The sequence below is a fragment of the Sphingomonas sp. LY54 genome (genome assembly GCF_035594035.1).
Classification (GTDB): Bacteria; Pseudomonadota; Alphaproteobacteria; order Sphingomonadales; family Sphingomonadaceae; genus Allosphingosinicella.
In genome coordinates this window covers 1,232,700-1,252,400 of the sequence record NZ_CP141588.1, presented here as the reverse complement: position 1 = coordinate 1,252,400, position 19,701 = coordinate 1,232,700, and the positions used below count along the sequence as shown (strand labels likewise).

Below are 19,701 nucleotides of genomic sequence, written 5' to 3'. Positions count from 1 at the left end.
GACGATCAATTTACTCCTCCGGCCGCCAGGTGGCGGCACTCTGGGGCACCGTCTCTGACAGGCTCCGGCCATACACCCTTTCGGCGGAGAGCCTGATTTCCCTGCAACTTGAATTTTAATCGACATTCACAACGTGCTGAATTGAACCGCCCGCGCCTAGAAACGGCAGATATCTGCCGCTTCATTATGCGCAGATGTGAAAGTTCTGCCGAAGGGCGTGGAATTTATCAGGCGGGGAACAGGGTTGTTTCAGGGCACGAGCAGGGCCCGTTCAGGTTTCGTCCACGGAATGATCAGGCACCTGCAGGAAAGCCCAGGAGCTGCCGCTGCTCGTCCCAACGAAGTGGAAGATCAACGTCTAACAGTCTGCCCAAGGTGAGGCCGGAAGGCTGAAGGCCCTCAAGGATCGAACGCTGAATATCCGGTGCGAGGAGGGCAAGCTTTGACAGCTTGCGGAGATAGGGATCGCCCATCCCTCTGGCATGTTCCTGCTGCGACCTCAGATCAGTCATGTCGATGCCGCGTGAGTTCAACTCGGCGTGTGAGCGCCTGAGGCCGGCGATGAGCGACTTATCCGGACGAGCCCGGCCCTTGGGAGAAGCCGCTTCTACTCGTGATGTACATGCGCCGCGGGTGACGATCCTCACCGGATGAATGATCTGAAGCCGGCCAGCTGACGTAATCGCCCACTCCTCCGCTGCGTCCATAGCGCCGGTCCAATTCTCATGCATTGGCGGCGCTAGCTCGACGACAATGCAGTCACGATGAAGCTCCACCCGCTTCAGGAACGGCAGCAGGTCGATCCAGCTCGAGGTCTGCCGGCCGCTCCAGCGCCTCAGCGACGAGATGAGCACATCCTCGACGCTCGCACCGGGCACGCGCCGGAGCACACGTGCAGCCCCGGGATGCGAAGCCGGTATGCGCGAGATGTAGTAGGGATAGCGCTGCCCTGATCTCCCACGAGCGTGCGTTGCAGACATCCTGTGACCCAGCGCATCATGAAGAATACCGGACAGTGGAGCGCGGCTCGCTGCCCGCTCGCGCTTGACGATCCCCCGCCGTCGCCGCTGCTCCTGGGCCGCACCGAACAGCTCCCGCTCGACGATCGGCGGATGCTGCCCCGGGTATGTCTTATCTTTATGTCTGATTTCACCGACGTAGATCGGATTCCCGAGAAGATTGTAGAGACTGCCGCGACTGAACCGAACGCCGCCCCGGGTAATGCCCGCCTGTGAAGTGGACATTTTCGTCCGGATGCCATCAGCCTCCAGCTCATTGCAGAGAGCGTACACTGATCCCAGTTTTACATATCGTCGGAAGATGTGGCGGACTGCCTCCGCCTCCACCTCATTGATTTTGAGAGTGCGACCTTCCTGGTCATATCCGAGGGGCGGATAGCCGCCCATCCACATGCCCTTTGCTTTCGAGGCAGCGATCTTGTCGCGGATGCGCTCGCCTGTGACCTCACGCTCGAACTGCGCGAATGACAGGAGCACGTTGAGCGTCAGCCGGCCCATGGATGATGTCGTATTGAACGCCTGCGTCACCGACACGAATGAGACGCCGTGCCGGTCGAACAGATCCACGATGCGCGCGAAGTCAGCCAGGCTTCTGGTGAGCCGATCCACCTTGTAGACTACCACGACATCAACCCGCCCGGCGTCTATGTCAGCCAGCAGCGCCTTCAGAGCCGGCCGATCTATATTGCCGCCGGACCAGCCCCCATCGTCATAGTGGGCCCCGACGGGAGACCATCCCTCGCTCTTCTGCGAAGTGATGTAGGCTTCGCATGCCTCCCGCTGTGCATCGAGGCTGTTGAAGTCCTGATTAAGCCCTTCCTCGGAGCTCTTGCGGGTGTAGATGGCACACCGTTTCTTCGTCATTCCGCGTCCCGGAGCCCAAAGAAGCGGGGACCATTCCATCTCGTCCCGGTGATTTTCCGGGCAACTTCGGATAGGCTCTTCCAGCGCCTGCCGTTGTAGAAATAGCCGCCATCCGCGACCTCAACCTGGTGCTGCATGCCTTTCCACTCGCGGGTGATGACGCTTCCTTCCGCCATCAGGTTTTCGGGGCTGGCATCGCTCACGAGAAGCCGCCGCGTGACCCAATCCAGCCCGCCTTCCGTCGCCGCCTGTATGCGCCAGATAAGGATCCGCCGCAGGAGCGCTGGGGAGCGAAGGCGGGGGGCGGCGCCGTAGCGCCGCTCCCATTCCTTACGCAGCTTCTCCAGATCCGCCTGGGCAAGCTGCGCGAGCAACCGCTCGTCCATCATCCTGCGCCTCCTGCGAGAAGGCGGTAAATCCGACCTCTGGCCGTCTTCTCCGAGGTGATGGTCCGTCCCAGCTTCTTTTTCAGCGTGCCGGAGATGAAACCGCGTACCGAGTGGCTCTGCCAACCGGTAGCCGTCATGATGTCGTCGAGCGTCGCGCCCTTCGCCCTGGAGAGCAGCGCCACTACGGTGTCAGCCTTGGTGGATTTGTTGGGGCCCTTTGAACACGCCGTTACTGGTGCACTCCCGGCTGCCGACTTCCTTGTCCGCTTCGGCTTCGGCGGTTCGCTGATCTGGATTGCTTCAGTCATGTCATTCTCCGTCAGCGGCAGGATTTGCCGCACTGACGGAAGCCCCGCGGATCAGCCATCGGCGGGGCATGGGCGCACTCGCCGAGGGTGCGCCGGCAGTCCCACTGACGCTCCGTTCGCAGCTGAAGTCCAGTCCTTTCGAAGCAGGGGCCGGAACTCTTTCGACTTGCCCTTTGGGCCATGTCGAGCAAAGTGCTCCTGCTCCTGAGAGAACCAGGAGCGGGGCGTGGAAACCCCTTCACACAGGCTCGGTCGACGATCATCGGCCGGGTGGCATGCGCGTATGTCCAGCCGACAACGGTAAAGGCGCATGCGCCTGACTGTGTGCAGGTTTCCAACATCCGGCTTCGGCCGTCGCCCCGAGAGGACATAGGAGCGACGAATGAGGCCGAGGCCAGAGCGGTGCTCCACTGGATGAGCGACCGATGGACAGGCCACAAAACTCACACGCGCCGGGCGAGGGCCAAGGACCTTCCCCATCTATTGAGACGCACAGTTCCTCGCTCGTTGAAAAGGTGCTGGAATATAGGTTCCTAGCAGAGCTCGGCAGCGAGCTGCTGCGACGTGACGAAGCCTTCGAGATCCTGCGCAGCGACTGTGATCGCGATGGCTATGACGTGGTAGTCGAGGCCTCAGGCATCCTGCGGCACATGCAACTCAAAGCAATGAAAATGGGAGGCAGGCGATTTGATGTGACGGTCAATACGCGCCTTGCTGCAAAGCCCTCGGGATGCCTAATCTGGATGATCTATAATCCGACTGATTTTTCCTTGGTGTCGTTCAAGTGGTTCGGCTCCGTCCCTGGACGAAGACTTCCAGCGCTTGGGGATCGTGTTGCGAAGCACAGCCGGGCGAATGCGAAGGGACTAAAGGCGGAGCGGCCGCAGCATAGGGTTGTCACGTCGCCGCGTTTTAGGCCCGTGGGCAGTATAACTGATCTGGTTGAGCTGTTGTTCGGACCGGAGCGGAACCTGCTTCTCCAGAACATTTCCATTGAACCCGGTAGCGAACAGCCTTGCTGGGTGCGCGAAGTAGGGTGCGGCAATTTCAGCGCGGTGCCGGATAGTCTGACTTGGGAAACTTCATTGCCATTGGCGATGCTGGTCGACGGCTACGGACTCGCGAAGCAAGCCGGCTTCGGTGACCCAATGGAATTTGAGGGGCAGCAACTCGAAGCCGCGCTTGAGACCGGTACCTGGGGTGGGGGCACAATTGAGCTCTGGGTAACGCTGTTCCTTCAGCACCGGCGCTGGCGCTTCAGCAGCCCCTACGAGCCCGACCCAGAAATGAAGAAGCTTCTTGATCGGCTGGTTTTCCAGCTCCGCACCGCGCTGAAGCAGAGCACATGCGCGGCCTCCAGCCCCTTCCTGTGAGGCGAGCTCAGAGGACGACGACTACAGCTAAAACGGCCGCCAAGCGCCCATAGAAGCTATTCCGAGTCGATCGACGCCCCGGTAGCCGACATTCCGTACCTGCCAAGGCAGCTCCCCGGGCGCGATCTCCGCCGCCTCTTACGACAATCCAAGTCTCATTTTAGGCATCGCTAGACATCCACCTCAGCCCAAAATTTGGTGGCCTTTGGTGCGCTTTGGTGTAGAAACACGCGGAGGAGGACATGATGGCGGACGAAGAGCCACGCCTGACGATCACACTGGATCGTGAGATCTACGAAAGTCTTCTGGACTCCACGACGCGCCGGAAACCCCGGCTGACAAAGCGATATGTCGTGGAACTAGCCCTTACCCGGCTGTTCGAAGAGCTGCAGCAAGGTCAGCTGGAGCTTGGTTTCAATTCAAATCGAAGAAAAAGATGACAGATAAGCGCGACCTCCCCGTGATCTCGCTGTTCTCGGGCGCAATGGGTCTGGATCTGGGCTTGGAACGGGCCGGGTTCAGGATCGCGGTTGCGCTCGAGTGTAACCCTTACGCCATCAAGACGATCCGGCAGAACCGACCGAGCCTGCCACTGATTGACAAGCCGATCGAGAGTGTGACCACCGACGAGATACTTGCGGCGGCCGGTTTGAAGCGAGGCGAGCCGATTGTCGTTGCGGGTGGGCCATCGTGCCAAGTGTTCAGCACGGCCGGAACTCGCCAGTCGTTCGACGATCCTCGCGGCACGCTGTTCGAACAATTCGCGCGGGTCGTCCGAGAATCCCAGCCGCGCTTCTTCGTGATGGAGAACGTGCGCGGCCTCATCTCCGCTGCTGCGAAGCACCGTCCGCTCAATCGACGAGGACCGGGCAATCCGCCTCTCGGTGACGACGAGGAGCTTGGCTCGGCCTTCCGGGTCATCTCGGACCAGCTGCGAGAGCTGAACTACTACACTGTATTCGATGTCCTGAACGCGGCCGACTACGGCACCCCGCAGGCGCGGCAGCGGCTCCTGATGCTCGGTAGCCGCGACGCCGAAGGCATCAGGATTCCCGAGCCCACCCACGACCGCGACGGGCGCCATGGGCGCGCGAAGTGGCGGACGCTGCGCGACGCCATCGGCGACCTGAACGAAGCGGATCCGGAATTCTATCGTTTCTGCCCCGCTAAGGAGAAGTATCTCGTCCAGGTTCCCGAAGGAGGAAACTGGCGCGACCTGCCGAGCGACGTACAGGCGCTGGCCATGGGAAGGGCCTTCCACTCGTGGGGCGGCCGGTCGGGATTCTTCCGCCGCCTGTCTTGGAGCAAGCCGTCGCCGGCGCTGACAACACGCCCGGACAGCAAGGCAACCAGCCTCTGCCATCCGACGGAACTTCGGCCGCTGAGCGTGCGCGAATATGCGCGCGTCCAGGAATTCCCCGACGACTGGGAGGTCGCCGGCATGATTCGCAAGAAATACGAGCAGGTCGGCAATGCCGTACCGCTCAGTCTAGGCAGTGCTGCCGGCCGCGCGTTGATGAAGGCGATTGCCGAGCCTTCGACGGGCGGCAGGCTGGGCGCAGTCGAATGTTGGAACCTCGACCTGCTGGGCAAACTCACGCGCCGCCCCCGCACCATCGTGAACCCGCCCCGGATGCGGCAAGATACCGAGCGGGAGACGATCACCGACTGGTACAAGAAGGGAGGACGCATGCGTCGCGACGCGCTCGAATACGTGCCGCTCGAGCTGCGCGACCTCTTCCAAGCGGCCTTAGGCCGGTCTCAAGCTGACACCACGTCCGGGAACGACGCGCCCTTGGACGCCGCTACGCCCGAAGAGGCGGAGCTGCTCGCCGCAGCGGAGTGAACGATCAGGTCGTCGTTGGCTCCCGGACGCCTATCCGCACGGCGCTCGCCGGCCCACCGCCTCGCAAGGCCCACGCGCCCCTCCCGCGAAGTCGCTACGCGGGTCTTTCGCGCGCGGTCGATGTGACGAGTTCATCGTCCTCGGTGCGGTTGGAGGCGTCCGACATCTGCAACGTCACCGTCTTGCCCGATGGCAGGCGCACCACCAGATCCAGCTCGCCACCGATCGCCGCTATGTATTCCCGCAGTGTCGAAAGGTTCATGTCCGCTTGCCGCTCAATCTTCGAAACGGACGGCTGCTTGATGCCCAGCGCGTCGGCGACTTCCGCTTGGCCCATTCCGACCGCTTTGCGGATCGCGGCGAGCCCCGCTTCGTCGCGGAGTTCGGCATAACGCGAAGCGATCGCCGCCTGTCTCTTGGCCGGCAACGATCCGATCACATCGTCTAGATCACGCGCCATCGTCCCTACTCGCCCTTGCCAGCCTCCCACCGCTTCAGATGGGTCTGGAACCGCTTGTCCGCCCTCCTCACCAGCGAGCGATAGAACAGCCGCTGCGCGATGCCGGACTTGTCACCGGCAACGAGTAGCACCGCCTTGCGCTGCGGGTCGAATGCGAAAGCTGCTCGCCATACGCGACCCGCAGCATCAAAGCGCAACTCCTTCATGTTCGCGAACTTGGAACCCTCCAAGGTGTCCGCGAACGGCCGTCCTAGGGTCGGGCCGAACTCCTGCAGGAGCTTGGCGCGAGCTAGAAGCTCGTCCTGCACGACGATTTCCAGTGCCGCGAAATCGGCCTCGAACTCGTCGGCGAAGATTACCGGCCAACGCATGAAATATAGCCCCTAAGCTATTTCTGTCAAGGATCGCTCTGTCCGTTCCCTTGATGCAGGCCGTTACACAGGATTGGCCTGCGGTGCTTTCGACATACTCGTCGCGGCGAGCAGATCGCTGAGGAACCCTTCGCGAGTCACCGGCGCGACGACCTCGTCACGCAGGAGATCCTGCGCGGCGAGCTCCTTCGCGAGCAGTCTGCCGTACTCGCTTTCCTCGATCGTCCGCGACGCGAGGAGCACATGATACTCGACCTCGCGCTGCTGGCCTCGGCGGTGGATGCGATCGAGGCTCTGCAGGTAGTGGGCCGCTTGGTTCGACATAGACTCGTAGATCGCATGCCGCGCGCTATGCAATGTGAGACCGGCGCCGGCGGCCGCCGGGTTGCCGATGAATAGCATCGTGTCGTCCTCCTGCTGGAACCGGCGCACCGCTTCGCGCCGATCCTCGGCCCGGGTGACCGTGCCATCAATGCGAACCGGCCGATAGCGGCCATAGCGCGCGACGATCGCGTCTAGCGACCGGGTGAAAAAAGACCAGACCAGCACCTTCTCACCTCGTCGGTCGATAAGCTCTAACAGGAGCTCGTCCAGCGCCTCTAGCTTGCCCGGCACTGCGTCGTATGCGGGATCGACGGCGGCGGGGTTAGAGCAGATCTGCAGCAGGGCCATGCGGCGCGCCGCGAAGGTCGCGCGCCGCCGCGCGAACTCCTCGTTCGATACTTCTCGGACCTCGGACGCCAGGTGGTCGCTGTATGAATCGTACAGCGAACGCTGTCGCGGCTCCAGCGGCACCTCGATGCGATTGAAGCTGCGGCTGGGGAGTTCGAAAACCTGAGCCTTCAGCCGCCGTAGGTACACCCCGCGCTTGGCGACGATCTCCCCCACGACTTCGCGGAGCTCGGCCGGATCGGTTGGGAGTTCGATGCCCATGAAAGCCGCACCGCCGTCGGCGATGTTGAACTGCTCGACGAGATCGGCCGCGCTGTTCGGTGCCGGCGTGCCGCATAACACTATGCATCTGGCCGCCTGGCTGCGGATCCGCTTCACGGACGTAGTCCGCAAGGAGTTCGCGTTCTTCACGAAGAAACTCTCGTCGACAATCAGGAGACCCGCGGACCCCAGAACATCGACCAGACGGGGACCGAGTCGGTTCGCGGTCTCGAAGTTGGTCACGTAGATGTCGGCGCGGCCATCGAGCGCCGTCCGCTTTTCCGCGTCGGTGCCAACGATGGCGCTCGCACGATACCGACCCGGAAAGAATCTTTCGAGGTCGCTGATCCACTCGAGCACCATGTTCTTCGGCGCAAAGATCACCGCCTTCTCGGCGATCCCGGTTTCATGCAGGCGGTCGAACGCGAACAGCGCCTCGACAGTCTTTCCCAACCCCTGCTCGTCGAAGATGCAGATGCCGTCCACCGCAGGATGAGAGGCCGCCGCGACCGCTATGACCTGGTGCGGATCCAGCACGTCGAGGCCGGCGTAGCCCTCCAGCTCGGCGCGTGCGGCGGCGGGATCCTCCGCCAGCCTTCGGCAGACGGCTAGGGCGCGTATGTGACGCTGCTCGCGATCGGCGGCCGCGCCGACCAAGTCCTTGACGCCGGGTGCGAGCTTGACTGACCAGCCCTTCAGCCCATGGAGCACCGCGTCGATCGCATCCGCCCTCACGATGGCGAATGGCGAACCCGGCTCGGCTTCGTAGGTGACGCCGGCGTTCCGAAGCGCCGCCGAGAGCCGACGCATAGTCAAGGCGCCGGCCGGTCGCAACGCCAGCCGGCCGTCGCGGCCCTGCGTGATCGAGACGAGTTCTTCCCTCACTCGGCGGCGGGCGCCGCTGATGCAGCCGCACGTCGGGCCTGCAGTCCTTCCAGCATGGCCGTGACGGTCTCGAGCATGGACTGGAGCTGCTCCAGCGTTCCAGCCTCGAGGGTCTTGAACTCGTCCGGCCGGAAGCTGGCGAGCCACTCGGCGAACTGGCGCATCTTGGCGTCCGCGGCGGTCTTGTCCTTGGCCCGCACGGGATCGTTGACGATGACCGTCTCGATCGCGCGTTTCACCGCCTCGCCATCGTCTTGGTTCGCCTGTATTCGCGCGACGGGGTCGTTCAGTATCTTGGGGACCGAGCGCACGTCGGCGAACGACTTGAACTTGCCGTCCCACAGCCAGCGGAACACCTCGTCGCGCGCGTCTGGATCGTGACTGAGGCTCCCCCAGACCGCCGGCTTGGTGAGTTCGTCGAAGTACTCAAACTTCTCTTGAATCTTTAGCTCTACCTCCGTCTCCTCGATGCCGTGCTCGGTCTCGTAATACTCCTTAAAGTCCATTGCGAGGCCGTACATCTTGATCCAGCGATCGGCCTGCCTCCACCCCTTTAGGCCGTATTCCGTAGCGATCTGCTGGCGCGCCAGCCGCCGCAAACTTGGATCAGACGGATCCTCATGGACGAGCTGTTGGTAGACGTCATGGATTTCGCCGGCCTTCACGTAGGACGGCCAGGGGATGTGATCTTTCTCCTTGAAATTCAGCTCCGTGAGGATCGCCTTATGAATGCGGGCGTCTCGCTCGGGATCGCCCGAAGGCTGATAGACGAACGCTGGCATCCACTTCGCCACCGTGCGGGCGTCGGCGAGACCGTCGACGCGCATGATGTGCTTGGTCGCGTAGAACCGGCGGTTGCCGTCCCACAGCTTGCCCGCGCCGCCGTCGCCGACGAAGAGAACCACTGGCTCCTGCATGCCGTTGGCAGCGATGGATCGAGCGAGACGGTCGATCTGGAATGGCCTCAATGAGTCCTTCGTCTCGAGCCGATCCGCATCGATCATGATGTCGTAGATGTCCTCGGTCGTCGGCCGTGCCATGAAGTCGCCGCGCCGTGATTGCCAGCTGCGCAGATAGTGTTTCAATCGTACGTTCTCGACCCAGCCATCGACATCGTCGACATGGACCTTCCCGTGCCACATCGACACCTCGTTGCCGTGATATTTGCGCACGACACGTCGCGGGTGCTGGTCGCGATCGTCCGCGGCGACCTCGCGCACATACCTGTCTAGGATCGGCGGCCAAGGGTTCAGGTTTGCGGGAGTGGACATAGGATTCTCCATCATTCGTTTCCTTGATGCAGGGCGTTACAGCCGTGATCACTCCTCGGCCTCGCGCCATCGGCCGTTGGGGAAGATGGCGGCTTCGGCGCGTTCGGGCGGCTGCAAGCCCATTGCGACGATTGTCCTTGGGATCGCCTCGCGCAGCCTCGCGTAGGCGCGATGCTTCGCAGTGCGGAACGCCCCCTCCTTCATTCCGAGATCGACGGGCGCGTCAGTGGAGGCGTAGGCGAAATCCGCCGGCTTTTCCGGGTCGAACGCCAGATCCTTGAACATCAGCAGCTCAAGAATCCGACGCGATCCGATTGGCAGACCAGCGACCGCGTCGCGCACGACCTCGACCGCCCAGAACCCCTCGACCTCCAGCTCGGGCACCGCGTCTTCGATCAGATCAAGCGCAAGCGGCCCATCGGGCTCGCCGGCCTCGCCAGCATCAACGAGCTGGAATGCGTCGACATCTAAATCCGCAACACGATCGACGTCGAAGTCGTCGTCGATTGCCTCGGCGCGTCGCGCCCGCAGGAGTTGACGCGCCTCGTTGACCGCAATGGTGAAGACGTAGGCATACGGATTGCTAACGCTAGCGCGGTTCTCGATCGCAGGCCGAAACCGCTCGAACGCTTGGGACACACAGTCGTCCCGGTCGGCCTCCTGAAGCTCGAGAACGGCAGCGAGATGAGTGCTGATCCGCGGCGCGACCCGAACCGAGAGGAACTTGTAGATCTCGCTCTCCGGGGCATCGGACCAGATCTCGCGGAACGCCGACGACACGCCACCGGCATCGGCATCGGCATCGATGACCGGCAGCTGCGCTTCCTCGTCGTCGTCCTTGGTCAACTGCCGCCTGCTCCCGGAATCATGTGTCCGCGCACCTTGATGACATGCGTTACACCATGTCTCGCCATGCCCGTCGAACAGCACCGACGGATTCTCGCGCATCTTCGCGAGACCGATCGGGCGCGCCGCGCCAATAGCCGTACAAGTGAGCTCGGCCGGCGGTTGCAGGAGATCTCCGGTGTCGAGCCACTGGTGTCGAGCGCGCTGGTGACCATCCCCGCCCTCAAGTCTGGGCGAATCCTCTCATCATGGCTCGGGCTCGTGCATCCGGGTATGGGGACGGCTCGGCGGCATGACCAAGGTCGGCAACACCTATCCGAGGCCGATGTTGTTCGTCTGCGCGACGGCGGCAACGCGCTCACGAGGTTGGCAAGGGCAGGAGACTGGCTGACGCGAGGTCCGATGATCAGGGTGAAACCCACCCACGACCAGGCGCTTAGAGCGCGTGCAATTGGTCAAAACTCACGATCAGCGGACAAGGCATCATGGCCAGCGGTACATGACAACGCCGCATCAACAGGACAGGACATAGCCGCGTTCCTAGTATGCAGGAAATAGCCAATCCTATGTTGTCGATGGAGCGCCGTCCCGCAGGGTCGGAAGCCGATGGCCGCTCCTCGCGATTGCCCCCTGAATGTCGGCGGACCGCTTTCGGCCAATTCGGGCCGTTCCGCTTTCGGTCACCTCCAGCCGAAAAGCGGCAGGCGGGAGTGCGCCACGTTTAGGCGACCAACCCAGAAGCAGACGTATGCAAACGGCAGAGGCTTGGCCGACATGCGCCGTTTTCGGCCGGTCCCGCCCTATATGAATGACCGGAGTTGGCGTGTTTGCAGCCGGCCTCCATGGGAGAACACTGCGACCGAAGTTATCTGCCGCGCTATCTGGCTGTTGATCAGTTATGCCTGATTAGAAACGAAACCGCGGTTCAAGGAGCTCCGCCGGCCACGATAGCAGGAAAAGGAGCGGCCATGGCAGGCTCCCGAGCCGGTGGCGAGAGGTGCCACGCGGCCGGCCGGAGATCAACCCCGGGCTTACAATGGGAGAAACCGTGTGAGTCATCGATGCTGCCGGCGGCACCAACGATTGCCGGCGTCAGCCGTTGGTTACTCGCTCGAAGAGCGGGCGCCAATCGGGGCTGCCGGGTCGGGATCGCGAGTGTAGGATCGGCAGCGTGTTGTTCGGGACGGTGGTCGGCAGCACCAGCAGCAGACCCTGTCCGCCGAAGCCGAGCGGGTTGTCGGGATAGATCGTCACTCCGATGTCCTCGGCTAACGCCTTGGCGCGTTCCTTCTCATTGACCGATCCGAATACCCCAGTCTCGCCGGCGAAGGCGAAGTCATCCTCAGTGAGCACCTCTCCGGCGCGGAAGTCGATCAGGTCGTAGTCGAGAGCCGAGATCGCCGTCCGCACCCTATCCGTCCCTTGCTCGGTCGCGAAGAGCGCATGTGCGAATATGACCGGCTTGAACTCGTTCAGCAGATCGGCGTGATCATTCACGAACCTGATGAGATTGCGTGACAGAGAGTTCCCGGTCGAGACAACATCGTCGATGATTACTATGGCCTTGACCTCGGCAGTCGCGTTCGCCTTGCGAAATTTCTCGCCGAAGCTTGAGGGAGCGAGGATGCGGGTGCGGTGAATTAGGTTCACCTCCGCGAAGTCCGACGCGTAGCGCTGGCCGCTCTTCCCCTCCCCGTCTACATACGTCACCGCCACGTCCGAGCGACGGTCCGCGAGCTTCTTCCTAGTCGGAACCCCCAGCGTGTCTCGGATGGAGCTGGCCGCCTGGCGTAGCCGGTGCTGGTTCTCCTCATGGCTGACCACCCGCGTCGCCTTTAGCAGGGTGAACAGGAGCCGCTGGTCGCGGGCGCCCGGCCGCTGATCGAGCCAGGCGCGCACCGCCTCCGGCCCGATGCCCGTCCCGCGATACGGCGGCCAGTCCGCCGTCAGCGAAACGATTTCGTCCGGCTGCACCCGAGCCGCGGCCTCGATCTCCTCGTCGATTGCGGCGAGTTCCTCCGCCAGTCGGTCGTTCGAGAGACGCGCCAGACCGACACCGCTCAGCCACATGCGGAATAGGGGCAGGCGAAGATCGTAGACGCCGCCATTCTCCTCCAATACCTGCCGGGCGACGAAGTTCGACAGAATCGAACCAAGCTCCTGCGGCGAGAGCTGGGAGACGGCCCTCTCGGCCCGGATGTTGTCCAGGGTGGGCTCTCGATCCTCCCTGATGCAGCGGGCGATTGCGGCGAGCGTACGGCGGCGCTTGAGCGCCACGGTCTCACGCTCCTCGACCGGACTGTAGATGCCATCCTGCCACAGATGGACGAACTGGTTGCTCTCGAAATCGGGAACCCGCGCCTGAACCGCCAGGCGCACCTCCTCGGCGCTGACGTCGGCATCGCGCTCGGCGACGGCCCGCTTCATCACCTCCTTGCAGATGGCCTTCGCGAAGTAGGGATTTCCGCTGCTGAAGGCGAATACCTCCGAGATCGCGTCGAGATGCCACTCAAGCACATCCTGGGCCGGCCTGCGGATCAGCTGCTCGAAGTCCTCCCACTCGTCCGAGCGCGAGAAGTAGGTCAGGTTAATTCGGGAGAAGCGGTTGAGCTTGTGCCCCTGCCGATCCATCACGTACGGCATGTTCTCGCCGCCGACGAGCAGTAGGCAGAAGTTCGGAAGCCCGGTCAGTGCCCGCAGGTTCGAGAAGAACACCTCGGCGAGTGGGCCCTGCAGGTAGAGATCCTGGGCGATCTCATCGAATTCGTCGAGGATGACCACAAAGCGACGTTCCGGTTCCATCTCGGACATTCGCTGGCATAGGCTCACGAGCGGGGCGAGCGTGCCCGAGTAGTCTCCGGTCGGGTAATGCGCGCCCGGCGGCAGCGCTCCCCGCACGAAGTCATCGAGCTTCTCCCCCAGGTTCCGCAGCGTTGTGCGGGAGTCTTCCGCAGCGATGTCGCCCCACAGGATGTAGAGCTTCTGCAGACGACCGTCTCCCTCCTCCATGGAGAGGCTCACCGCCTCGTCGGCGGCCGCTTGCGCCAGCGACGTCTTGCCGACACGCTTCTGGCCGTCGATGTAGGTGGACTCCATCGGGGACTGGAGCAGGCGCGAGACCAAGGTCTGGACCTGCTCGCGGCGACCGATGAAGCGCGAGCCGCTCGCCGGGGACTCGGCGTACGGATTCCGGTACTTGTACTTAGTCCAGTCGATGTCCGCACGCTGCGCCAAGACTCGCACTTCGAAAAGGTCCTCGGAGACCGTTCCGCTTCCAAGCTCATTCCACGTCAGGTGGACGTCCGCAGAGAAGGCATCGCACGCATCGACGACTGTGATCTCAAACGGGATCGTGAACGGGCCCGGTCCGACGCGGCCTAGCCCCACTTCGGTCTGCTCAAGCATGACATGTTCGCTCGCGCTGGAGATCCTTGCGACCACGGACTGGGCGGTGCCCGGGCCGGGATTGCGCATCGGGATGACGATCCGCAGCCGCCTTTCCTCCTCGTGAAGCGGATAGCGCTTGGTCAGCTCGCCGCCTCCGGAACGCGCCAGCACGCAGCGGAAGCGGCCACGGACACCCGCCATGGTAGCCGACAGCGCGCTGGTCACGTGGTCAAGGAAGGGCTCGAGGGCCATTTGGGTCAGGATCGACGGCCGTTCGCGGACCATCTCGCGAACCCTGTCGATCTCTCGCCCGCATGCAACCACGTCATCGTCCAGCGTCGTCTCCATCCGCTGGACGCGGTCGATCTTGGCCAGGATCGCCTGTACCGCGTCCGTCACCTCGCTGAGTCTGTAGGGCCGACAGCACAGCTTGACCAAGGGATGCCGGAGAGCCCCCATCACGTCGGCCCTCGCCCCATGCAGCGAGTCGATTGTGGTGTAGGACCTGTGGAGCGGCTCGAGGCGATCGAGGAGCGCGCCCTTCAGCCCCGAGAGCCGCTCGTACTTGATGTAGTTCTGATCCTTGGGGGCGAAACCGGCTTGCGCATGAACGCCCCTGATAGCGCCTTCGACAAGCGCGACCGCGCTGGCGACCAATCGATTTGCTGCGTTCGTCTGCAGGAGCTCGGGCACCCAGGACGCCCGAAGCACGACGGCCGCGGCCCACTCGTGACCGACCGGGTGCGCGGAAAGCGCGGCAAGCGCATCCGCTACGGAACCCTCGCAACCCCTCCCTAAGGTCGCGAAGAGGTAGACGCGGAGGGCCCGACGCGCAGCTGCGACATCGCCGCCCGCGATCGCGCGCTCGATCCCGTCGATCAGATCCTGATGCTCAGGTTCCCCGGCGCCTTCCGCTTGTACACCCTTCGACACGCACACTCCCCCAAGAACTTTTCGCCGCTCCAGCCTATCGCTAGTCGGGCACACGTGAACGGTCCAGATGCATGGAACGGACCTCGGGCCTCCACCAGCCGCACGCGGGCCCAGTTGAAGGAGTTTGGCCTCAAATTCGTTCGTGTCCGCTTAAGCTGCCGCGGACGAATGCCGTCAGTGTGAAGCCGGCCAGTTCGAGTCGAACAGCGGTTGGTCGGCATCGCGCCACAATCGGGCATTCAACTTGACGACAGTGCATCCCGAAAGCGGTCGCCGCTGTCGGCGGTGCGACCGATAGCATCTCGACGGCAAACCCAAGACATAGCCGCGGCGGGTTCCCGCCGCGGCCATACCCATTGAGCGCTTCAGGCTTTTCGTTTCTCGATCAGTAGAGCCATGGCTCGATGAAAGCCCGCGCGCGGCGCACCTGCTGATCAATGTCGAGCTTGGGCATGCGCGCGAGCCGCCGCCGCAAGATGGGTTCGAACTCGAACCACACGATCCTTCGCTCGCGTAGCTCGATCAGCATTTCGAAGGCATCATTAAGATCGGAGGGGTGCTCGGCGAACGGCCGATCTTTTGCGCCGAAACAACGATCGATCATCTTTTCAAGGTCATTCATTTTCGTACTCCTACTTCGAAAACCGAGGAGAACCGACAGCGCGGGTCGCTGCCTTTCTCTCCGGCGCATCGCATTTACAGTTCTCGATTCCGCGAATTGGGGAAGCGCCGGCGTCTTCGCACGTTGCAAGCATTCGCCGGGGTGGGCGCCCTTCGCGATCGTTCGCCACACGCGATGCGCCGGATAATCAGCGTACTATTCTCGCGCGCATACGAGAGCGCGGGGTGCAGGGTTTATCTATATGGGCGACTCGGCGCGGGGCTTCCTCGGCGGCGGCGGGCCTGCAGACCGATACAGCGACATGCCGCGCTCGGTTGGGGTCAGGTCGGCCGAGGCCGTCCACTCGTCCTTACCAATGAATCCCCCTTCTCGGCGACGACATCGAACCGCCGCTCCAGTACGCCAAGCGCCAGGAGGTTTCGATCGACATTCAGCACCTCCAGTTGCCTTCGGTCGGCGGCATCCTCGTCGCCGGCTGCCGCGCGCGCAGGCGGGCGAACAACTGATGGATTTCAGCCTCGTCCTGCTTGGTCGCCTCCTCGAACCAAGTCTGCGCGTAACGCCCCGGGATCTTCGCGCGATCGACCTTCAGGCCGAGCGCCTTACCTCGGCGACATTGGAAGAAGCGGCGGGGAGGGGTGGAGTAGCTGTTGTCATCAGCATCTGACCCAGAACAGCCTGCCCGAAGTTCAGAGGCGCCTCGCATGCCAGCTCTCGAGGTGACGAAGTGATCATCCGCCACTGGGCATCAATGCACTTGCTCGACAGTTTGCCGATTGTTGCCTCCGGCCTGTCCGGAAACAGCATCTCCGTGCTGCCGGAAGGTGTGATGGCAAAGAATTTGTCGGCAAATGCTAGCGACGCAGTGAACACCAAGGCGGCGGCTACGCCGTATTTCAGAATACCCATATCTTGTTCTACCCCGTCCCGCCTACAATCATTGTAGAGCAGGAACCCGTTGGCAATACACCGAATATGAATGGGGAGGCTGATCGCAGGGCTATTCAATGTAGAGCCTCGTCATTAAGGGCGCCCATATGACGGGCATATCTACTCTCGACCAGCTGAGAACCACCTTGCGTGGGCAGGGCGTTCGCACAGCCTATGTGAAACACCTCTCTGCGAAGCAGGACAACAGCAAAAACCAGATTTATCTTGGAACGGGGCTCGACGGCGTAACCAACCTCTTTCCTGCCCAAATGAGCTCCCGCTCCGCGAGCGAGAGCAGCGCAAAGCGCAAATCAGCGGTGGGTCAGCCGAAGCTGGAGGGGCGTCTCGACTTCGCGTGGGTCAGCGCGAATGGCCACCGGCAGGATGCTCCGAACACGCGTATCATCGACTATTTCCAGTATCCCGAAGTGCGCCTGTCCGGGTTCCTCAAAGGCGTTCCGGATGGCCCCCGATCGCTGGTGCGTGACGACCAGGGCAGGTTCGGCAAGCGTATCCTCGTGATGGGGACAGCTTCCGATGGGAAAGTCCTGGGAATCGTTCTCACTGAACTCGAAGATCCACTGACCCTGGACTTCCCCGATCTGCCGTTTGCGCAGGCCGGCGGAGTGCTCCGTGTCCTCACGATCGATGGCGACGTAAGCCGCTCTCCGGAGGATCAGCTGCGCGACGAGATCTCCGCGATCATCCGCGGCGGCTGGCACAGCTCAAGGATCAACCGCGGGGGCATCATCGCGCCGTTCACGGGTTCACAGGGGGGCGGATACACGCTTGAGGCGCTTTTGGGCGTCGCTGCCAATGGGAATAAGGCGCCCGATCGGCATGGATTTGAGATCAAAGGCTTCAGTGGGAGTCGCATCAGCCTCATGACGCCCACGCCTGACGGCGGGTACCAGGGTCAGCACAGCTTCCGGGAATTCATGGAGCGCTGGGGCTATGCCGGCCAGAAAGGCGATGGCTCGCGCAGATTCACGGGTCTTCACAAGTGCGGATCTGTGAACGAGAAGACGCGGCTCTGCATGCGCGTAGCGGGGTACGATCGCGCATCGGATCAGTTCGGCGATGTGGCGGATGTGGCAGTTGAGCTGGTGCACAATGACACCGGAGAGATCGCCGCATCTTGGTCGCTGGACAAGCTGGCTAACTGCTGGAACCTCAAGCATGCGAGCGCGCTCTATATCGGCTTCGTGAAGCAAGCCGGCGAGAACGGCACCGATGAGTATCGTTACGGACCTACGGCGCTGATCGGACGCGGCACGGACGTGTGGCGGCTGCTCCGCGCTATCGACAGCGGCCTCATCTTCTATGATCCTGCAGATACCATCTATGCGATTGGCCAGGCGAAGGTCAGGTCGCAATGGCGCATTAACGCCCGTGACCTGCCCGCAGCGATGAGCGTTCTCTACGCGGGTTCCGAAATGGTGACCCTGTGATTGCCGCCAAGGCAGCATGTCTGCATATCACTGCGCAGGAACGCGTCGCAGGCGGCAAGGACATCTTCCAGCGGCAGCCGGTCGCGACCTTTCAGCGTGCATTCCCAGACTTCGGCAATGCGCCATCCGTCCTGCAGCAGCTGATCGCGGACGCGTCTATCGCGGGCGATGTTTGACGCGATCTTCGTGCGCCAGAAGTCCTCGCGGGTCTTTGGCCACCGGAACAGATGACAGTCATGCCCATGCCAGAAGCAGCCGTTCGCGAAAATGAGCGCGCGGCGGGGACCGAAGACCATGTCCGGCTTTCCGGGTATATCAGCGCGCTGCAGCCGATAACGCCAACCAAGAGCCGTCAGGCCCTTCCTCAAAAGCATCTCGGGGCGAGTGTTCTTCCCACGTATCGCTGCCATATTGCGGCGGCGGGCCTCTGAGACTTCCGGCTCAGGCAACCTTTCGCTGCCTCGCCGGCTTGAGGACCTTTCTGTCACGTGCGAGCATCCGCTTCAGCGACGGCTCCATGAAGTGCGCAATTGCTTCCACGACCGGCACAGCAACGGCATTGCCAAACTGCCTGTAGCCCTGCGTATCAGAAACCGGGATTTCCCAGCTGCGCTCGCCGCGCTCAAACCCCATCAGACGGGCGCACTCGATCGGTGTGAGGCGCCGCGGACGGGTGCCTTTCTGCCTGATCAGAATCTCGGAGCCATCCTTGTGATAGCGTGCCGACAGAGTGCGGGCCACGTCATCGGGACCGAAAAGGCTGAACCCGAAGCCGTTCCCCGCCTTCTCATGTTTCGCGCGATAATCCTGGAGATATTTCCAGAGCTTGGGCGTCAGCGTGTATTTTGAATCAATCTCATTGTGCGACTGAAGGATCGACCCAAGCTTTGGCCACTCGGTCTCCGGCGGGATGACACTGTCGAAGGCATCAAAACTGAAACCGACATCCTCACGGAAGCCCGCGATGAAAATGCGCTCCCGCTTCTGTGGCACCCAGGGTTCGGAGCTGATTACGCGGCAGTCGATCCTGTAGCCGAGATCTTCCTGAAGGGTTCTGCGTATCACCTCGAAAGTGCGGCCGCGATCATGCCGCTTCAGGTGCTTCACATTCTCGAGAAGGAAGGCAGGAGGCCGGTGGTGCCGGAGGATGCGCTCGATGTCGAAGAAAAGGTTGCCCTGATGCTCGTCCTCGAACCCGTGCTTGCGGCCGAGCGAATTCTTCTTTGACACGCCAGCCAGCGAAAAGGGCTGGCACGGGAAACCTGCAAGCAGGACATCAAACTCCGGGATCAGACCGGGTTGCTTTCCATAGGGCCGGATATCTCCGACCATAAGGTGGTCCTCACCATCTATGAAGTTTCGCTCATAGGTCTTCTGCGACCAGCGGTCCCACTCGCTTGTGAAAACGCAGCGTCCACCGATTGCCTCAAAGCCAAGCCTCAGGCCTCCGATCCCGGCGAAGAGATCAATAAAGCGGAATGCCGGTTCCGGCCGATCAGCAAGGCGCTGGGCTGCGATCTGCCGTACCCGCTCCGTCACAAGTTTCGGCGCCTCACATTCGCCTGACAGGTAACGGCCGATCTGGCGTTCGGAGAGGCCGAGCTCGTTTTCTGCTTCTGCGACGGTGAGACCCGACCTGCGGAAGTCGGCTGCGAAACCACCGTCGATAACCTTCATCTGCCGCCCTTCGTCATTGCCAGCAATTGCCGCTGGGTCAATTTCCGACACAATGGCGGCCAGACTCCCAGCCGGCAAGTCTGTTCTACAAATGTTTCACTGAAATCTGTGGAAAACGGTGCGGCAGCCTGAGCCG

17 protein-coding genes are annotated in these 19,701 nt (G+C 62.4%); 4 read left to right on the top strand and 13 right to left on the bottom strand.

The window, feature by feature from the left end:
• Window positions 1-293: 293 nt before the first annotated feature.
• From SH591_RS06325 to SH591_RS06315, 3 genes are read right to left on the bottom strand one after another with little or no spacing between them, the layout of a single operon-like run.
• Window positions 294-1,883 carry a recombinase family protein gene (locus SH591_RS06325; RefSeq protein WP_324751003.1) on the bottom strand — a complete coding sequence of 530 codons (1,590 nt, stop codon included), beginning with the start codon at window positions 1,881-1,883 and terminating at the stop codon, window positions 294-296.
• The gene (locus tag SH591_RS06320; RefSeq protein WP_324751002.1) at window positions 1,880-2,272 is read right to left on the bottom strand and encodes a DUF2924 domain-containing protein; all 393 of its coding nucleotides are present in this window, start codon (window positions 2,270-2,272) and stop codon (window positions 1,880-1,882) included. Before SH591_RS06320 ends, SH591_RS06325 begins: the two co-directional genes overlap by 4 nt.
• Window positions 2,269-2,580 (bottom strand): DUF3489 domain-containing protein, encoded by a 312-nt coding sequence (locus SH591_RS06315; RefSeq protein ID WP_324751001.1) that lies wholly within the window; start codon window positions 2,578-2,580, stop codon window positions 2,269-2,271. Before SH591_RS06315 ends, SH591_RS06320 begins: the two co-directional genes overlap by 4 nt.
• 425 nt (window positions 2,581-3,005) lie before the next feature.
• Between SH591_RS06315 and SH591_RS06310 the strand changes: the two genes are divergently transcribed.
• From SH591_RS06310 to SH591_RS06300, 3 genes are all read left to right on the top strand, one after another.
• Window positions 3,006-3,953: a hypothetical protein gene (locus SH591_RS06310; protein WP_324751000.1), complete on the top strand. Its 948-nt coding sequence runs from the start codon at window positions 3,006-3,008 to the stop codon at window positions 3,951-3,953.
• Between the two features lie 242 nt (window positions 3,954-4,195).
• The gene (locus tag SH591_RS06305; protein WP_324750999.1) at window positions 4,196-4,393 is read left to right on the top strand and encodes a hypothetical protein; all 198 of its coding nucleotides are present in this window, start codon (window positions 4,196-4,198) and stop codon (window positions 4,391-4,393) included.
• A complete protein-coding gene (locus SH591_RS06300; RefSeq protein WP_324750998.1) occupies window positions 4,390-5,799 on the top strand; it encodes a DNA cytosine methyltransferase in 1,410 nt (469 codons plus the stop codon). Before SH591_RS06305 ends, SH591_RS06300 begins: the two co-directional genes overlap by 4 nt.
• A gap of 94 nt (window positions 5,800-5,893) precedes the next feature.
• Here SH591_RS06300 and SH591_RS06295 read toward each other — a convergent pair whose 3' ends face one another.
• The 8 genes from SH591_RS06295 to SH591_RS06260 all read right to left on the bottom strand — a co-directional run bounded on the left by SH591_RS06295 (window position 5,894) and on the right by SH591_RS06260 (window position 16,416).
• Entirely contained in the window at window positions 5,894-6,238 is a 345-nt protein-coding gene (locus SH591_RS06295; RefSeq protein WP_324750997.1) for a helix-turn-helix domain-containing protein, read from the bottom strand.
• A gap of 26 nt (window positions 6,239-6,264) precedes the next feature.
• Complete coding sequence (locus SH591_RS06290) at window positions 6,265-6,630, bottom strand: type II toxin-antitoxin system RelE/ParE family toxin (protein ID WP_324750996.1); 366 nt, start codon at window positions 6,628-6,630, stop codon at window positions 6,265-6,267.
• Window positions 6,631-6,693: 63 nt separating this feature from the next.
• Window positions 6,694-8,448 carry a DEAD/DEAH box helicase gene (locus tag SH591_RS06285; RefSeq protein ID WP_324750995.1) on the bottom strand — a complete coding sequence of 585 codons (1,755 nt, stop codon included), beginning with the start codon at window positions 8,446-8,448 and terminating at the stop codon, window positions 6,694-6,696.
• Window positions 8,445-9,719, bottom strand: coding sequence for a hypothetical protein (locus tag SH591_RS06280; RefSeq protein ID WP_324750994.1), 1,275 nt, complete (start codon window positions 9,717-9,719; stop codon window positions 8,445-8,447). The genes SH591_RS06285 and SH591_RS06280 overlap by 4 nt, the downstream gene beginning before the upstream one ends.
• 48 nt (window positions 9,720-9,767) lie before the next feature.
• A complete protein-coding gene (locus tag SH591_RS06275; protein ID WP_324750993.1) occupies window positions 9,768-10,565 on the bottom strand; it encodes an RNA polymerase sigma factor in 798 nt (265 codons plus the stop codon).
• A 1,092-nt stretch (window positions 10,566-11,657) separates the two neighbouring features.
• Window positions 11,658-14,885 carry an ATP-binding protein gene (locus SH591_RS06270; RefSeq protein WP_324750992.1) on the bottom strand — a complete coding sequence of 1,076 codons (3,228 nt, stop codon included), beginning with the start codon at window positions 14,883-14,885 and terminating at the stop codon, window positions 11,658-11,660.
• Window positions 14,886-15,270: 385 nt separating this feature from the next.
• A complete protein-coding gene (locus SH591_RS06265) occupies window positions 15,271-15,507 on the bottom strand; it encodes a hypothetical protein (RefSeq protein ID WP_324750991.1) in 237 nt (78 codons plus the stop codon).
• A gap of 588 nt (window positions 15,508-16,095) precedes the next feature.
• On the bottom strand, window positions 16,096-16,416 hold the full coding sequence (locus SH591_RS06260) for a hypothetical protein (protein ID WP_324750990.1): 321 nt from the start codon (window positions 16,414-16,416) through the stop codon (window positions 16,096-16,098).
• A gap of 128 nt (window positions 16,417-16,544) precedes the next feature.
• Here SH591_RS06260 and SH591_RS06255 point away from each other — a divergent pair, with 128 nt between their 5' ends.
• The gene (locus SH591_RS06255) at window positions 16,545-17,888 is read left to right on the top strand and encodes an MvaI/BcnI family restriction endonuclease (RefSeq protein ID WP_324750989.1); all 1,344 of its coding nucleotides are present in this window, start codon (window positions 16,545-16,547) and stop codon (window positions 17,886-17,888) included.
• Here SH591_RS06255 and SH591_RS06250 read toward each other — a convergent pair.
• Complete coding sequence (locus tag SH591_RS06250) at window positions 17,858-18,262, bottom strand: very short patch repair endonuclease (protein WP_324751336.1); 405 nt, start codon at window positions 18,260-18,262, stop codon at window positions 17,858-17,860. The genes SH591_RS06255 and SH591_RS06250 overlap by 31 nt on opposite strands.
• A gap of 67 nt (window positions 18,263-18,329) precedes the next feature.
• Window positions 18,330-19,565: a DNA (cytosine-5-)-methyltransferase gene (gene dcm, locus SH591_RS06245; RefSeq protein ID WP_324750988.1), complete on the bottom strand. Its 1,236-nt coding sequence runs from the start codon at window positions 19,563-19,565 to the stop codon at window positions 18,330-18,332.
• Between the last annotated feature and the right edge of the window lie 136 nt (window positions 19,566-19,701).

Coding starts and splice junctions, on each gene's coding strand:
- SH591_RS06265 (WP_324750991.1), bottom strand. CDS start 15,507: ATGAATGACCTTGAAAAGATGATCGATCGTTGTTTCGGCGCAAAAGAT.
- SH591_RS06300 (WP_324750998.1), top strand. CDS start 4,390: ATGACAGATAAGCGCGACCTCCCCGTGATCTCGCTGTTCTCGGGCGCA.
- SH591_RS06305 (WP_324750999.1), top strand. CDS start 4,196: ATGATGGCGGACGAAGAGCCACGCCTGACGATCACACTGGATCGTGAG.
- dcm (WP_324750988.1), bottom strand. CDS start 19,565: ATGAAGGTTATCGACGGTGGTTTCGCAGCCGACTTCCGCAGGTCGGGT.
- SH591_RS06310 (WP_324751000.1), top strand. CDS start 3,006: ATGGACAGGCCACAAAACTCACACGCGCCGGGCGAGGGCCAAGGACCT.
- SH591_RS06280 (WP_324750994.1), bottom strand. CDS start 9,719: ATGTCCACTCCCGCAAACCTGAACCCTTGGCCGCCGATCCTAGACAGG.
- SH591_RS06250 (WP_324751336.1), bottom strand. CDS start 18,262: ATGCTTTTGAGGAAGGGCCTGACGGCTCTTGGTTGGCGTTATCGGCTG.
- SH591_RS06325 (WP_324751003.1), bottom strand. CDS start 1,883: ATGACGAAGAAACGGTGTGCCATCTACACCCGCAAGAGCTCCGAGGAA.
- SH591_RS06320 (WP_324751002.1), bottom strand. CDS start 2,272: ATGATGGACGAGCGGTTGCTCGCGCAGCTTGCCCAGGCGGATCTGGAG.
- SH591_RS06315 (WP_324751001.1), bottom strand. CDS start 2,580: ATGACTGAAGCAATCCAGATCAGCGAACCGCCGAAGCCGAAGCGGACA.
- SH591_RS06260 (WP_324750990.1), bottom strand. CDS start 16,416: ATGGGTATTCTGAAATACGGCGTAGCCGCCGCCTTGGTGTTCACTGCG.
- SH591_RS06255 (WP_324750989.1), top strand. CDS start 16,545: ATGACGGGCATATCTACTCTCGACCAGCTGAGAACCACCTTGCGTGGG.
- SH591_RS06290 (WP_324750996.1), bottom strand. CDS start 6,630: ATGCGTTGGCCGGTAATCTTCGCCGACGAGTTCGAGGCCGATTTCGCG.